General features: G+C 73.4%; 11 protein-coding genes. 2 read left to right on the top strand and 9 right to left on the bottom strand.

All coding sequences use genetic code 11. The features are described from left to right. Window positions 1-111: 111 nt before the first annotated feature. Both FHU30_RS45805 and FHU30_RS03690 read right to left on the bottom strand, forming a co-directional pair. Window positions 112-1,356, bottom strand: a complete 1,245-nt coding sequence (locus FHU30_RS45805) for a hypothetical protein (protein ID WP_301322551.1) — start codon at window positions 1,354-1,356, stop codon at window positions 112-114. A 468-nt stretch (window positions 1,357-1,824) separates the two neighbouring features. Next, window positions 1,825-2,202 carry an ArsR/SmtB family transcription factor gene (locus FHU30_RS03690; protein WP_253871438.1) on the bottom strand — a complete coding sequence of 126 codons (378 nt, stop codon included), beginning with the start codon at window positions 2,200-2,202 and terminating at the stop codon, window positions 1,825-1,827. A gap of 71 nt (window positions 2,203-2,273) precedes the next feature. Here FHU30_RS03690 and FHU30_RS03685 point away from each other — a divergent pair, with 71 nt between their 5' ends. Beyond that, entirely contained in the window at window positions 2,274-4,001 is a 1,728-nt protein-coding gene (locus tag FHU30_RS03685) for an MFS transporter (RefSeq protein WP_253871436.1), read from the top strand. Window positions 4,002-4,258: 257 nt separating this feature from the next. Here FHU30_RS03685 and FHU30_RS03680 read toward each other — a convergent pair whose 3' ends face one another. Both FHU30_RS03680 and FHU30_RS03675 read right to left on the bottom strand, forming a co-directional pair. After that, entirely contained in the window at window positions 4,259-5,440 is a 1,182-nt protein-coding gene (locus FHU30_RS03680; protein ID WP_253871434.1) for an MFS transporter, read from the bottom strand. 100 nt (window positions 5,441-5,540) lie between these two features. Further along, window positions 5,541-6,143: a TetR/AcrR family transcriptional regulator gene (locus FHU30_RS03675; protein ID WP_253871432.1), complete on the bottom strand. Its 603-nt coding sequence runs from the start codon at window positions 6,141-6,143 to the stop codon at window positions 5,541-5,543. A 149-nt stretch (window positions 6,144-6,292) separates the two neighbouring features. Between FHU30_RS03675 and FHU30_RS03670 the strand changes: the two genes are divergently transcribed. Further along, window positions 6,293-9,775, top strand: a complete 3,483-nt coding sequence (locus FHU30_RS03670; RefSeq protein WP_253871427.1) for a hypothetical protein — start codon at window positions 6,293-6,295, stop codon at window positions 9,773-9,775. 27 nt (window positions 9,776-9,802) lie between these two features. Here FHU30_RS03670 and FHU30_RS03665 read toward each other — a convergent pair whose 3' ends face one another. The 5 genes from FHU30_RS03665 to FHU30_RS03645 form a co-directional block, all read right to left on the bottom strand. Further along, complete coding sequence (locus FHU30_RS03665) at window positions 9,803-10,498, bottom strand: hypothetical protein (RefSeq protein WP_253871425.1); 696 nt, start codon at window positions 10,496-10,498, stop codon at window positions 9,803-9,805. 45 nt (window positions 10,499-10,543) lie between these two features. Then, window positions 10,544-11,839 (bottom strand): YncE family protein, encoded by a 1,296-nt coding sequence (locus FHU30_RS03660; RefSeq protein WP_253871423.1) that lies wholly within the window; start codon window positions 11,837-11,839, stop codon window positions 10,544-10,546. Window positions 11,840-12,117: 278 nt separating this feature from the next. Then, on the bottom strand, window positions 12,118-13,224 hold the full coding sequence (locus tag FHU30_RS03655) for an NYN domain-containing protein (protein ID WP_253871422.1): 1,107 nt from the start codon (window positions 13,222-13,224) through the stop codon (window positions 12,118-12,120). A gap of 115 nt (window positions 13,225-13,339) precedes the next feature. Next, complete coding sequence (locus FHU30_RS03650; protein WP_253871420.1) at window positions 13,340-13,573, bottom strand: acyl-CoA carboxylase subunit epsilon; 234 nt, start codon at window positions 13,571-13,573, stop codon at window positions 13,340-13,342. Window positions 13,574-13,653: 80 nt separating this feature from the next. Further along, window positions 13,654-15,246 carry an acyl-CoA carboxylase subunit beta gene (locus tag FHU30_RS03645; protein ID WP_253871418.1) on the bottom strand — a complete coding sequence of 531 codons (1,593 nt, stop codon included), beginning with the start codon at window positions 15,244-15,246 and terminating at the stop codon, window positions 13,654-13,656. Between the last annotated feature and the right edge of the window lie 75 nt (window positions 15,247-15,321).

Here is a 15,321-nt window from a genome sequence, read left to right as displayed (position 1 = left end):
TGCGCGTCAGCGATCCGCGTGTGTGTTGCGTGCCCATGGTGCGCGTCCATGCTGCGGGTTTGCGTTGCGTGTTCGCGTTGCAGGTCCGGCGTTGGGGGTTCGTGTTGGGGGTTAGGACGGGCGGGATTGGTCTCGCATGGCGGCGGCGCTTCGGGCTCGGCGGGGGAGGCGGGAGGACTTCGGTTCGGGTTCAGGGTCGGTCGGGACGTCCCAGATGGACGGGCCCGGGGGCGGCGGGGAGGCGGAGATCGGGCCGGGCGGGGTGAAGAGGATGTTGGGGTCGTCCGCGACGCTGGGCGGGACCGGGGCGGCCAAGGTGGGGACGGGCTGGGGCGCGGCAGGGACGACGGGCTCGGGCGCGGGCGGTTGCGGGGTGGTCTGGGGGCGGAGGGGGGTGGAGTAGGCGCCGTCCTGGCGGCGGGGGGCGCGGCGGACGGTGTCGGTGGCGACCAGGGCGTCGCGGTCCTCGGGCTCATGCCGGGGGATCAGCAGGACGGCGAGGATCGCCATCGCCAGGCCCACACCCGTGAGGGCGAAGCGGGCCGGGCCGTGCGGGAAGGGCTGGCCGTAGACGAGGATCCCGGTGAGCCACAGGGACGCCTTGGAGCCGACCGCCAGGACGATGATCACGACGGACAGGCGGCAGCGCTGCAGGCCGATGTGGGCGAGCGCGGCGCCGAGGAGTCCGGCGACGACGACCACGTACAGGTGCGGGGTGCGGAGGACGGCCTCCCAGTCGTGCACGTCGTGCCGGAGCATGCGGGCGATGCTCGCGCCGGAGCTCTCCGCGCAGCCGACGACGACACCGGCGCCGAGGCCGTAGGCGACGCCCGTGACGCGCTTCGCGTGGCGTCCGGAAACGGCCTTGTCCCGGACGGTGAACAGCCACAGCGGGATCAGTACGGACGGCCCGATCACGGCGGCGACGCGCCACAGCGGGGCCGTCGCGTCCCAGGGGCCGGCGCCGGACGGCGGTCGGTGGCCGTTCAGCATGTCCCCGGCGGCGGCGAGGGAGAGCAGCGACAGGACGAGCACGAGGAACGCCCGCGTCTCGCCCATCCCGACCCGCTCGCCGAAGTTGGACACCGAGATCAGCAGCAGGACGAGCATGACCGGCCCGTACATCGGGACGACCAGGCTCGGCGGGATCCGGGTCAGGACGTAGCTCTGCAGCCCGAGCCCGTAGATCAGCAGCGCGAGGCCGCACAGCCACAGCGGGGACGTCGCGAGGTTCCAGGTGGTCTGGAGCGGCCGGGATCCGGCGAGTCTCGGCATGCGGCGCCCCGCGACCTTGAACACGGCGAATCCGGCGACGTAGGCGGCCGGTGCTCCGGTGGCCAGGACAAGCGCCCCCATGGCTGCTCCTCGATGGCATGGATGCCGAGCCGGTGTGCTTGTTCACACGGCGTTCTCACAACGGATTCGACCGTGAAATCGCCCGTACGACCAGCCCTGGAGCCGATTCTTATCGCCAATTGATGAAAAGCCGCTCAGGTTCGCGGCAGCGCCCTTGCGGCAACGAGCGCGTTCAGGTCTTTGGGGCGTCCCGGCAAGGGCGACGGCGCCAAGGTTCTGGGGCGTCCTGGCAAGGACGAGCGCGCCGGACCTCCGCCAGGGCGAGCGCGCCAGACCTCCGCCAGGACGAGCGCGCCAGAGCCTCGGGAGCCTCCTGCAGGGGACGAGCGCGTCAGGTCTCTTGTGACGGCGGGCCCGCCGGGTCTCCGGCGGCGTCCTGGCGAGGACGAGTGCGCCAGGCGGCCCGGAGTGCCCTGGCGAGGACGAGTGCGCCAGGCGGCCGGGGGCGTCCTGGCGACGGGAGGCGTGTCAGGTTTCTGGGGGCGTCCAGGCGACGACGAGGGCGAGCAGGCCGGGGAAGCGCGATTCGATGTCCTCGGTGCGGACGTGGCTGCGCCGCTCCAGGCCGTACTGGCGCTGCCGGATCACCCCGGCGTCGCGCAGCGCGCGGAAGTGGTGGGTCAGGGACGACTTGGGCCGGTCGAACCCGAACCAGCCGCAGGTGTGGTCGAACTCCTCGCGCTCCAGCAGCAGCCGCCGGACGATCTCCAGCCGCAGCGGATCGCTCAGCACGCCGAGCACGGTCTCCAGCCGCAGGTCGGCGACGTCCGGCTCGGGCAAGGGCGCGGGCGCGTCCGCGGGGACCGGCAGCTCGCGGATCGCGTCCTGGACTCGGGTCTTCGGCATCTCGCCTCCTTGTACGAGTTTGATCGTACTGCATGCTAAGTTCGAAAAATCTCGTACAAGGAGGACCCCTCATGCTCCAGGTCCGGACCGCCCCCGCGCACCGCCCGGCGACGTCCGCCCAGGTCTGGCTCGCCGCCTGGCCCGTCACCGCCGTGTTCGTCCTGTCGAACGCCGCGACCCCGCTCTACGTGCTGTGGCAGCACCGCATCGGCTTCTCGCGCGGCACCCTCACGGTCGTCTTCGCCTGCTACATCCTCGGACTGCTCGGCTCGCTGCTGGTGTCGGGCGTCGCGTCCGACCGGCTGGGCCGCAAGCCCGTCCTGCTGCCCGCACTGGCCGCCGCGCTCGTCGCATGCGGACTGTTCGCGACCGCCTCGTCCGTTGCGGCGCTCATGGCCGCGCGGCTCCTTACCGGCATCGCGGTCGGCGCGGCGGTCTCCGCCGGGATGGCCGCCGTGACGGACGTGGCGGGCCCCGAACGCCGCCGCCTGGCCGCCCTGCTCGCCTCCACCGCCATGGTCTTCGGCGCCGGACTCGGACCGCTCCTCGCCGGCGTCCTCTCCGAAACCGGCCCGGCCTGGACGGTCTTCGCCCTCGAAGCCGTCCTCCTGACCACCGCGATCGCCGCCGTCCTCCGCATGCCCCTCCCCAACACCCGCAAGTCGCCCAACACCCCCGAATCCGAGGCACGCGACGTCCGCACGACCGAGCCGGGCCCCGTCCGCGCCGCTGTGGCGAAGCATGTTCGCGCAGCCGAGACGCATGGTGTCCACAAGCCCGCCCCAGCGCCCGTTCACGAGCCGGGGTCAGGGCCTGTTCGCGAGGCCGAGGTGGCGCAAGTGGGTGAGGCTGAAGCGGTGCGTGTTCGGATTGCCGAGTCGCAGCGTGTTCGCGCTGCCGAGGCGGGACGTGTTCACGCCACCGAGAAGCGTGATGTTCGCGAGGCCGAGGTGGCGCGGGTTCGTGAGGCGGGGCCTGTGCGTGAGGCCGAGACGGCGCGAGTCGCGGATGCCGAGCCTGGGTGCGTTCGGGAGGCGGAGGCGGCGCGTGTGCGAGAAGTCGAGGCGGGTCCAGTTCGGGAATCCGAGGTGGGGGCTGGACGCGAAGCCGAAGCGGGTTGTGTCCACGTTGCTGAGTCGGGGCGCGTTCACGAAGCCGGGGTTGCGCGTGGTCGCGAGGCCGGGGTTGGCAGGATTGGGCGGACGGGTGGGTGGCTGCGGGTTCCTGGGGTGCCTCGGGGGAATCGGGGGCATCTCGCGATGGGGGTTGCGGTGTTCGCGCCGGGGATCACGGCGACCTCGTTCGTGCTCTCGCTCGGGCCGTCGCTGCTGTCGGGGCTGCTGGGGACGGATAACCGGATCGTCGCGGGGGCGACGGCGTTCGTGATGTTCATTGCCGCGACCGGCGTGCAGTTCGCCGTTCAGGGGCTTGCGCGGCGGAAGGTGCTGCTGGCCGGAGCCGCGAGCACGCTCGCGAGTATGGGGACACTGGTGCTGGCCGTGCACAGCGCGTCCGTCGTGCCGCTGGTCGCGGCGGCTGTCCTCGCCGGGGCCGGGCAGGGGCTCGGGCAGCTCGGCGGCCTGTCGCTGCTGAACTCGAACGTCCCGCCGCGCCGCCTGGCCGAGGCCAATGCGGCGCTCAACGTCGGCGGATACCTCCTGGCCGGAACCCTTCCGGTCGCCGCCGGATACCTGAGCGACCCTCTCGGGCTGACGACCGGGAGCACGGTCTTCGCCGCGGTGCTTGCCGTCCTCGCTGCTCTGGGCGCGTCCGTCGTGCTCGCCTCGTCCCGACGCTGATCCGCCCGCGCGTTCGCCGACTGGGCTGCTTCTGATGCCCCGGCGCTGTCACTGGCCGGTCTGGCGGGCCCTGGCGTGGCACCGCCCTGGCGCGGCGCGTGTGCCCGGTCTGCGGACGCATCGGAAGAGCTGAGCCGACCGGCTCCCGCAGCGTGCTCGGTGCTGCGGGAGCGGCCATCCGGGACGCTCGAATGCCCGACGGCTGCGTCCCCCAGCGCCGCGTCCCCAACGCCAGGTTTGGGTGGGGGAGGTGGTTGTTAGTGGGCGTCGGCGGGTTGTGGGGTTGGTGCGGGGGTGGGGGAAGGGGCGTGGGGGGTTCGTAGGTCGGGGAGCAGGGTGGCTAGGCCGGCGACGGCGAGGGCGGCGCCGGTCCAGAGAGGGGCGCGGAGGCCGTGCGCGCTGATCAGGGCGCCGCCCACGGACGAGCCGACGATGATCCCCAGCGTGATGAAGGACGAGTGGACCGTGTTGACCAGGGTTCCGGTGTTCCCGGCGCGCTGGACGCGGGTGGCCATCGCGGGGTTCATCGTGACGCCGACCAGGCCGATGCCGAGCATGCACACCACCGCCGGAACCGGGACGTCCGCGAACAGGGCGAAGCCGGTGAGGAACGCGACGTTCAGCAGGAGTCCGGCGATCTGGACGGCGACCGTGTGCCGGTCGGCGAGGCGTCCGACGATCATGTTGCCGACCACGGTCGCCGCGCCGTACGCGATGAGCAGGAGCGGGACGGCGCCGGTCGAGAAGCCCGTGACCTCGGTCAGGATCGGGTTGAGGTAGGAGAACGCGGCGAACGTCGCGCCGATGATGAACGTGCTGGTGGACAGGGCCAGCCACAGTCGCGGACGGGTGAACGCCGAGCGGTCGTCGCTCGCCGATGAGCCTTCCGCGCGGTCGAGGTCCGGGATGCCGATACGGGCGACGATGGCCGCGATGAGGGTGAGCGTGCTGATCGTCCAGAACGCGGCGCGCCAGCCGAAATGCTCGCCGAGCAGGGTGGACAGCGGCATGCCCAGCAGCGTCCCGATCATCAGGCCGTTCAGGACGACGCCGACGGCGCGTCCACGCCGGTCGGCCGGGACCATCCGGACGGCCGTCGTGATGGCGGTGCCGATGAACGCCTGCGACGCGACGCCGGTGATGATCCGCGCGCCGACCATGACCGGGTAGGACGTCGCGAGCGCGGCCAGCACGTTCCCGGCGAGGAAGGCGGCGAACAGGATCAGGAGGGCCGGGCGCGGGCGCAGCCGTCCGACCGCCATGGCCAGCGGCGGGCCGCCGACCGCCATCGCGGCGGCGAACGCGGTGATCAGGTAGCCGATCTTCGGGACGGTCGTGTGCAGGCCGTCCGCCATCTGGGGCATCAGCCCCGCGACGACGAACTCGCTGGTCACCATGGTGAAGATGCCCAGGGCCAGGAGATGGATGGCGCGTGGCATGAGCGGGGCTCCGTTCTGCATCGATCGGTGTAAAACGTGGGCATGCGAAAACCCCGAGGCCGTCGGCGTTGTCGCCGCACGGGCCCTGGCGCGGGTCGGGTCAGGGGTGGGGGGTGAGGGCGTCCAGGGCGGCTTGGGCTACGCCGGTGAGGGTGTCGAGGGGGGTTCCGGCCTGGCCGGAGACGCGGATTCCGGCGATGACGGCGTTCACGTAGTGGGCCAGGTCGACGGGGTTGCGGGTGGACGTGATGGAGCCGTCGCGCAGCCCGGACGCGATGGTGGCGCGGAGCGCGGCGAGGCGGCGCTCGTTGTCGCGGGCCAGGTGGGCGGCGATCTCGGGGTCGCGTCCGACCAGCTCGGTCGTGGTGTTGACCGTGAGGCAGCCGATGCCGCGGTCGTCCCGGAAGTTCGCGTGCTCCTGCTCCATGACCAGGGCCATCAGCCGGCGGAGCCGGTCGAGCGCGGGAGTGCCGGGGCCTTCGAGGATCTCCAGCTGCTCGGCGGTCATCCGGTCGGTGTAGCGGATCAGCGCGCGCCGGAAGAGCTCGTGCTTGCTGGTGAAGGCGTTGTAGACGCTGCTGCGGTCCAGGCCGAGCGCGGTGCACAGGTCCCGGGTGGAGGTGGCCTCGTAGCCGTTCTCCCAGAACAGGCGCATCGCGACGTCCAGGGCACGGTCCTCGTCGAAGGTGCGCGGTCTGGCCATGGACGCGACCCTAGCCGTTTTGCATCGACTGGTGCAATACGCTCCGTCGCGGGATCGTTGTCAGCCGAGGATTGCCAGCGCGACGCGCCTGTCTACGATGGCCATGGCGACCTCACAGACCCGCAGACCTCCCGAACTCTAGGGGCGCGATGGCGACGAGACAGGCTGGCGGGCCGGGCCTCGGCCAGGGGCAGCGGCGGCCGGGGCGACCGCGGCGCCGCCGCGGCGCGGCGGACGTGCTCACGGGCGTGGGCGCGCTGCTGGCACTCGCGGCGCTGCTCATCGGCGTCCCCTACGCGCTGCTGACGCTGTTCGGCTCGCCGATCCCGAGCCACGTGCCCGCGATGTCCGACCTGACCCAGCGGATCGGGCCGTCCGCGCTGCTCGCGATCCTCGTCGTGCTGGTCTGGGTCGCCTGGCTGCAGCTCGCCGCCTGCGTCGTGGTCGAGGTCTACGCGGGCGTCCGCGGTGTCGGGGTGCCCGCCCGCGTCCCGCTCGCCGGCGGGACCCAGTCGCTCGTCCACCGGCTCGTCGTCGCCGCGCTGCTGCTGTTCACCGCGACCAGCGCGATCATGCCCGCGTTCAGCGGGCGCGAGCTGTCGGTCCGGCCGCCGACGACGCAGACCGAGGAGTTCCACCGGCTGCCGGCGTCCGCGTCCGCCGCCGCACCCGACCGTTCCGCGACGCCCGCCGCCGCGCCGGACCGCGAGGTCGCCGAGACGCTCGCCGGGCACCCGGTCGAGAAGTCCGCCACCACCAAGATCTACCGCGTGAACCCGCCCGAGGGACGGCACCACGAGAGCCTCTGGGAGATCGCCGAGAAGAGCCTCGGCGAGGGCCGCCGCTACAACGAGATCTTCGAGCTGAACAAGGGCCACGTCCAGCCGGACGGCAGCCGCCTGCACAAGGCCAGCCTGATCCGCCCCGGCTGGATCCTGGAGATGCCCGCCGACGCCAAGGGCGCGCAGGTCGTCCCCGTCCACCAGCTCCACGACTACTTCCGGTACGGCCACCCCGTCCCGCACGAGCAGCCCAAGCCGGACGCCCCGAAACCCCCGTCCAAGACCACCCCGACCCCCGGCCAGCATGCGCCGAGCCCCGGCGTCCCCCAGCCCGCACCGAGCACCCCCGGCCAACCGGCCCCGGGCCACCCCGCCCCCGGCCACCCGGCACCGAGCCCGAGCGCCCCCGCACCAGGCCAGCCCGCGCCGAGCCCGAGTGCCCCCGCTCCCGGGCAACCTGCGCCCGGTCATCCGGCGCCGAGTCCCAGCGCGCCCGCGCCGGGCCAACCATCGCCAGGCCAGCCGTCGCCAGGCCAGCCGGCTCCCAGCCCGAGCGCGCCCGCGCCTGGACAGCCCGCGCCTGGTCACCCGGCGCCGAGCCCTAGCGCACCTGCGCCAGGCCACACCGCGCCTGCGCCTGGCCACACGGCGCCCGCGCCTGGTCACACCGCGCCCGCGCCAGGCCACACTGCTCCTGCGCCCGGCCATCCGGCGCCGAGCCCCAGTGCACCTGCGCCTGGTCACACGGCTCCTGCTCCTGGGCATGGTGCGCCCGAGGGCGGGGCTGGTGCGCCTGGGGATGGTTCGTCCGGGCGGCCTTCGGCTGGGCCTGGTGCGCATGCGCCGGGGCAGACGGCGCCCGGTAGCGCTGAGGCGCCGGGGAAGTTGTCGCCGAGTGGGGGGACGGCGGAAGGGCTCAAGAAGCCGTCGTCCGACATGGGCGGCGAGGCCGGGACGAGTGGTGCGAGCGTGCCGGGGCCGCGCCATGACGGGCAGGCGCGGAACGTGTCCTGGCCGCAGGGTGTCGCGGCCGCGTCGCTGCTGGCGGCCGGGCTGCTCAGCGCGCTCGGGCGCCGCCGCCGGACGCAGATGTGGCATCGCGCGTTCGGGGAGATGATCGTCCGGCCGGAGGGCGCGGCGGCGGTCGCCGAGCAGGCGCTGCGGGTCGGCGCGGACGACCAGGGCGCGCGGCTGCTCGACCTCGGCCTGCGCATGCTGTCGCGCGCGCTCGCCGCCGAGGGCCGCGCGCTGCCGACCGTCTACGCCGTCCACCTCGGGTCCGAGAGCATGGACCTGTGGATCGCTCCCGCCGATCCCGAGCCGCCCGCCGGGTGGCGCGCCTTCGACGGGGGCCAGGTGTGGCGGCTGCGCGCCGCGGACGTCTCCGACGAGGGGCTCGCGGACGTCCTCGCGCCGTACCCCGGGCTGGTGTCGCTCGGCACGAACGAGACGGGCCGCATCCTGGTCGACCTGGAGGCGGCGCACGGGCTCATCGCGATCCGCGGCGACGACGCGAACCGGCGGGCCGCGCTCGCCGCGCTGGCGCTGGAGCTGGCCACCAACCGCTGGTCCGACCACATGCGGATCACGCTGGTCGGGTTCGGGCAGGAGCTCGGCGAGGGCCTGGCGGACGTCGCGCCGGACCGTGTCCGGGCCGTCCCGACGCTGTCGGAGGCGCTGCCCGAGCTGGAGGCGCGCAGCGAGGAGGTGCGGCAGGCGCTCGCCGCGTCCGGCGTGGACTCGGTGCTGACCGGACGCGCGAAGGGCGTGTTCGGCGAGGCGTGGATGCCGCACTATCTGATCATGTCGGACGCCCCGACCGAGCACGAGGCCGACCGCCTGGTCGCGCTCGCCCGCACCGGCACCCGGATGGCCGCCGGATACCTGGTCCCCGGCGACGTCCAGGGCGCGACGTGGACGTGGGACGTGGACGCCGCCGGACGCCTCCACGCGGGCGTTCTCGGCTTCGAGGTGGACGCGCAGCTCGTCCCGGAGGAGCAGTACCGGGGCGTCTTCGAGCTGTTCCGGACGGCGTCCGACCTGCGGTCCGTCCCGATGGCCGAGGTGCCCGCCGACGACGCGGCCGAGCCGCCGCGCGAGGGCCGCTCGTCCGTCGACATCCGGCTGCTCGGCCCGATCGAGGTGGACGCGCCGGGCCCGATGGACGACGCGCGCCGCGACCTGTGCACCGAGGTGCTGGTCTACCTCGCGACGCATCCGAACGGCGTGCACCCGACCGTCCTCGGCGGCGCGGTGTGGCCGCGCGGGGTGAGCCAGGCCGTCCGGGACGCCTGCATCGCCCGCGTGTCCGACTGGGTCGGGCGCGACGCCCGCGGACGCCCGAACCTGTACCACGACGAGCGCGGACGCATCCGGCTCGGCTCGGAGGTGCGCGTCGACTGGTCGGTGTTCCGCTGGCTGATCTGGCGCTCGGCGGCCGAGCCGGCGTCGGAGACCGCCTACATGTCCTACGCCCTGGACCTCGTGCGCGGGCCGCTCCTGGCGGACCGTCCGCGCGGCCGGTACGGCTGGCTCGCGGCCGAACCCCTCGAATACGAGGCCGAAGCCCGCATCGTGGACGTCGCGCACCGCCTGACCGTCCTGCGCCTGGACGCGGGCGACATACGCGGCGCCCTGGACGCGTCCCGCGCGGGCCTCCGCTATGCGCCTCGCGACGAGGGCCTATGGCGAGACCTGTTGCGCGCCACCCGCGCAGGCGGCGACGACCAGGCCGTCCAATCCGTGGCGGACGAACTCCGCGCCTACGCGGGCTACGACCCGCTCCAACCGGAAACGGAAGCCCTCCTAGAGGAACTCCTCCCGCAGTGGCGCCACGTCCCCACCCGCTAAGCGGAATGCCCCCAGCGTTTCGGTTCGCTAGGAGGAGGCGGTTGCGGGCTTGACCAGGGCCCAGGACTTGATGGAACCGTGGCCGTCGCCCCAGGAGAGGTGGTCGGAGACGTGGGCCATGGAGTCGCTCGCGTCGCTGTTGAGAACCGTCACTTCGGTAAGCGGTCCGCTCGGCATGTTCGCGCAGTACGTGTAGGCCCAGATCGGACGGTCCGGATAGGCGTAGCCGTCGAGCAGAGTGTGGACGACGCGCATGGTCGGCGGCTTGTCGACGGCCGCGTCCCGGACGGTGTCGGGCATGCCGCCGAAGTCGCGGATGGCGAGCGGCCCGGCGTAGACGTCCACGGTCTGCGTCCCGTTGCTCATGAGGAACGGGGCGACGCGGTTCATGAGGTCGGTGCCCGGGATGTAGGAGGCGGCGAAGACCGGGAACGTGTTGTGCATCCAGCCGTCGATCGCGTCCGCGGCCGGATGCCGGTCGGCCGTTCCGACCCCGACCGCCTGGTCCCACGCGGGGATGCCACCGGACTCGGGCAGCACCACGCCGACCGGAACGCGAATCACCATGCCGTTCGGCTGCGGGTCGGGCGTGTCGATGACGACCTGCAGCCCGTGCTCGGTGAGGTGCACGGTGTCCCCGTCCGCGCGCGCCGGGACGCGGTGCCCTTCGGTCAGCATCTGCGCCAGGAAACCGGCCACGGACGCCGCGCTGATCTCGTTCATGCTGCGTCACGGTACCGAGGCCGCTGCCCGTGAACACCCGGTTTGTCAGCGGTAGATGCCCGGCCCGCCGAGCGCCCGATGCCCGGGTTGCGGAAACGGGAGCGGAGCGGCGGGCCGACCCGGCAGGTGGACGGTCCGGGAGGCAATCCCCGTCGAGGTGTCCAGAGCCAGGAGCGTCCCCGAAGCAGGACGGGTCAACCACAGTGTCCGGCCGTCGATGGAGACGCCGCCCGCCGCCAGGACGCCGTCGCCCTGCACCGGCCACCGGGCTCTGACCTGCCGGGACGCGACGTCCAGCACGGAGACGCCCGATGGCCCGACCACGTACAGGGAGCGCGCGTCGCGGCTCAGCACCAGCGCGGACGCACCGGGCGACGTCCGGACGAACCGGGCGGTCTTGAAGTCGAGCGCGTTCAGCAGCCAGACCCCGCCGAGGCCCGCGTCGGCGACCGCGAACTCCGAGCCGTCCGGGAGCAGCCGGATCGCGGCCGGGCGCGCGCCCGCGGGCAGCACCCGGCTCGCGTTCACCCGGCCCTCCCGCGGGTCCAGCCGGACCACGCGGCGCGCGTTCGCGCAGGACACCGCGAGCAGCGAGGCGTCGGCGGAGAAGTCGGCCTGCCCGGCAGCGCAGGGAAGCGGGATTCTCGTCCAGTCGTCCGAGCCGGCCGTGCCGACCTCCACGCTGCGGGCCCGGGCGGACAGGACGAACGCGGTCTGCGCGTCCGGTGCGAAGTAGAGCGTTCCCGGCGTGGGCAGGCGGCGCGCGAACGGCCGGACGTCCGCGACCTGCGGGACCGCACCGGCCTCGACGGACGAGGACGGTGGCGCCGGACGCCGCGTCGGCAGCGTCGGGACGCGCCGGAGCCGTCCCGTCGCGGGCGGCAGCGGCACGACCGCGCCGTGCGTCGTGTCGTTCAGCCAGAGTCCGTGCAGGTCAGGCGCCGCGGTGAGCTGGACGGGACCGGGCGGCGACGGGCGCAGCCGGCCGACCGGCCGCAGCGTGCGCGCGTCGAGGACGGTGACGCCGCCCGTCCGCGAGTCCGGGACGTACAGCCGCTGGGGCAGGCGGCGCAGCGGGCGGGCCAGCGAGGACGGCCCGGTCGTCCCGGCGTACACGCCCGCCGCGTCCTGCGCGGGGCCGGGCGGAACCGGGCGCCGCGACGGCCGGACGTAGGGCGCGGGCGCGCCGAGCCCTACGACCGGCGCGTTCCGCGGGCCGTGCCCGGGCTTGTAGAACGCGACCGGCGACCCGCACCCCGCGGTCAGCACCGCCATCGCGCCGAGCAGCGCCGCGACCCTGTGAAGGGGTGCGGCGGACGCGGAGCGCGACGGCACGGTCACGGCGGGGACTGTACCGTGCGAACACTCCTGGTGTCCGAATAATCACCACACGCAGTCTGGCTGGAACGCCCAACGGAAGCCTCGCGGCAGCCCGGCCCCACCCCGAAAACGCCGCCGGAAACCCACCCCCCGGACGTTCCGAAACACCCTGCCAGACTGGTGAAGCAGCCGTCGAAGTAAGCAGGATGTGGCCGCATGCCGAGTAAGGCAGATGTGGCCACAACGGCGCCGTCCGGCCGGGGACGCGATGTGGCGCCGGGGTGAGATGAATGTGGCGGCTAGTCGGAGGTGCCGTAGCCGATGCCGAACTCGCGGTAGACGCGCTCCCAGAAGCCGTCGCGCAGCCATGTGCGGGCTTCCTGGTACGGGCGGAGCGAGCCGCCGAGCTCCTTCTCGGCCTCGATCAGCAGCTCCTTGTCGATGACCGGCGGCAGGATCGGGCCGGGCAGCAGGTCGCGGATGTTGTCGCGGCCGCGCTCGAAGATCCACTTCTGCGCGACGTGCTCGCCGATCTCCAGCATGTGGGCGCGGTCGGGGCCGAGCTTGCCCTCCGACAGGGACGCCGCGGCGGCGTTCAGCGCGGCGGCGACCGTGGCCGGCGTCGGCGCGGGCGGCGAGGCGTGGTTGGCGTGCCCGGCGGCGGGCGCGGCCGGCTCGGGCTCCCCGGCCGGCGCGGGCTCCCCGGCCGGCGCGGGCGCCCCGGGAGCCGGACGCACCGAGGGCACACGTCCGGCGAAGACCTGCGACGGGGACGGCACGGCCGGCTTCCCCCCGACGACGGGCGGCGCGTCCACCGGCGGGACGGCGGGCACCGGCAGCGCCTTGGCCTTGGTGAAGTACGGGCGCAGGAAGTCGGCGGGCAGCACCTCGACCGTGTCGGACTCCCAGACGAGCCATTCCGCCTGGTTGGAGCCGTGCGTGGGCTCCACGCCCCACAGGTGGACGCGGACGCCGTAGCGCTGCGCCGCCTCGACCGCGGGCAGCATGTCCTCGTCGCCCGCGAGCAGCACCGCGTCGGTGATCGCGCGGTGCCGGGCGAGCGCCTCCAGGTCGGCGCGGAGCTGGGCGTCCACGCCCTTCTGCTGGCCCTGCGCGTTCAGGTTGCCGAGCCGCAGCTTCACCAGCGGGAGGTTGGCGATGACCCGCTGGTCGACGGTCGGCTGCCGCTTCGGCGCGGCGTCGAACCAGTAGACGCGCAGCAGCTCGCCGAGCAGCTGGCTGTCGGCGTGGGAGGTCAGCGCCTTGATCAGCTTCTCGGCGGCGACCCGGTACTCGCGCCGGGAACCGCAGCCGAGCAGGAGCGCCCCGGAGGCCGCGTAGAGGTACCCCGCGTCGACGAAGATCGCGTATCGCGCGGGCTGGGGAACGAACTCCGAGGTGGCCATCGTCACTCACCTTATGCGTGCACACCCCGCTCCTGCCGGTGAACGGCGCTGAGTGTGTCGCGGCGCGGCGGCGCCCCTGACCGGCTCGGGAGGGCCCGGGCAGGGGCCGGTGGCGTCAGGTGGGAAGCGCGCTGGCGCGCCATGCGCCCGGCCCCGGACGGGGCGGGAGCGGCGTCCGGGTCAGCCGCGAGCGGTCGGCCCAGCGGGACGCCGGCGCCGCGTCGGACGCGCCCGTCCGCGCTGACGCCGCCGCCTGGGCGCGCGCCGTCAGCACCGCGACCAGCGCGGCGACCTCCTCGGCGGACGGCTCGCCGCGGACGATCTGCAAGAAGGCCCTGTCCTCTGCCATGGCCACGCTCCTTCACACAGGGATCTCGCCGACCAGTGGGCCCGCTGACCGGTGGGCCGCCGGTCATTTCCGCCCGCCGGTCAGAGCGGGATGTTGCCGTGCTTCTTCGGGGGCAGGGTGCGGCGCTTCTCGCGGAGCGACCGCAGCGCCCGGACGATCTGACCGCGCGTCTCGGACGGCTTGATGACCGCGTCCACGTAGCCGCGCTCGGCCGCGATGTAGGGGTTGGCGAGGGTGTCCTCGTACTCGGTGACGAGTTCGGCGCGGCGCGTGTCCGGGTCGTCCGCGGAGGCCAGCTCGCGCCGGTAGAGGATGTTCACCGCGCCCTGGGCGCCCATGACCGCGATCTGCGCGGTGGGCCAGGCGAGGTTGATGTCGGCGCCGAGGTGCTTGGACCCCATGACGTCGTACGCGCCGCCGTACGCCTTGCGGGTGATGACCGTGACGAGCGGGACGGTCGCCTCGGCGTAGGCGTAGAGGAGCTTGGCGCCGCGCCGGATGATGCCGTTCCACTCCTGGTCGGTGCCGGGCAGGAAGCCCGGGACGTCCACGAAGGTCAGCACCGGGATGTTGAACGCGTCGCAGGTCCGGACGAACCGGGCGGCCTTCTCCGAGGCGTCGATGTCGAGCGTCCCGGCGAACTGCATCGGCTGGTTGGCGACGACGCCGACCGAGCGGCCCTCGACGCGGCCGAAGCCGACGACCATGTTCGGCGCGAACAGCTGCTGGACCTCCAGGAACTCGCCCTCGTCCAGCACGTGCTCGATCACGCGGTGCATGTCGTACGGCTGGTTCGGGGAGTCCGGGATGAGGGTGTCGAGCTCGTCGTCCACCTCGTCCAGGTCGACGGGGGCCTCGAACGCGGGCGCGTCGGACAGGTTGTTGGACGGCAGGTAGGCGAGCAGCGCCTTGACGTACTCCAGCGCGTCGTTCTCGTCGGACGCCTGGTAGTGCGCCACGCCGGACCTGGTGTTGTGCGTGTGCGCGCCGCCCAGCTCCTCGAACGTCACCTCCTCGCCCGTGACGGTCTTGATCACGTCCGGGCCGGTGATGAACATGTGCGAGGTCTGGTCGGCCATGATCACGAAGTCGGTCAGCGCGGGGGAGTACACCGCGCCGCCCGCGCACGGCCCGAGCACGATCGAGATCTGCGGGATGACGCCGGAGGCGTGCACGTTCCGCTTGAAGATCTCGGCGTACAGGCCGAGCGCGACCACGCCCTCCTGGATCCGCGCGCCGCCGGAGTCGTTGATGCCGATGACCGGGCAGCCGGTCTTCAGCGCGTGGTCCATGACCTTGGTGATCTTCTCGCCGAAGACCTCGCCGAGCGAGCCGCCCATGACGGTGAAGTCCTGCGAGAACACCGCGACCGGACGGCCGTCGACCGTGCCGTACCCGGTGACCACGCCGTCCCCGTAGGGGCGGTTGGCGCCCACGCCGAACGAGGTGGCGCGGTGCCGGGCGTAGGTGTCGAACTCGACGAACGAGCCGGGGTCGAGCAGCGCGTCGATCCGCTCGCGCGCGGTCATCTTCCCCTTGGCGTGCTGCTTCTCGACCGCGGCCGCGGACGCCGCGTGCACCGCCTCGTACCGCCGCCGTTCCAGGTCCGCGATCTTGCCCGCCGTCGTGTGGATGTCGATGTCCACCGCGGGCTCAGGAGCTTCCATCGCCATGCCGTGAAGGGTAACCGCCCCCTGACCGGCGTCCGACGCCCGGGGCCCGCTCTGCGCAAACGGGAAGAACAGCAA

Source organism: Actinomadura rupiterrae, assembly GCF_024172125.1.
Taxonomy (GTDB): domain Bacteria; phylum Actinomycetota; class Actinomycetes; order Streptosporangiales; family Streptosporangiaceae; genus Spirillospora; species Spirillospora rupiterrae.
This window is presented reverse-complemented; position numbering and strand designations above follow the sequence as displayed.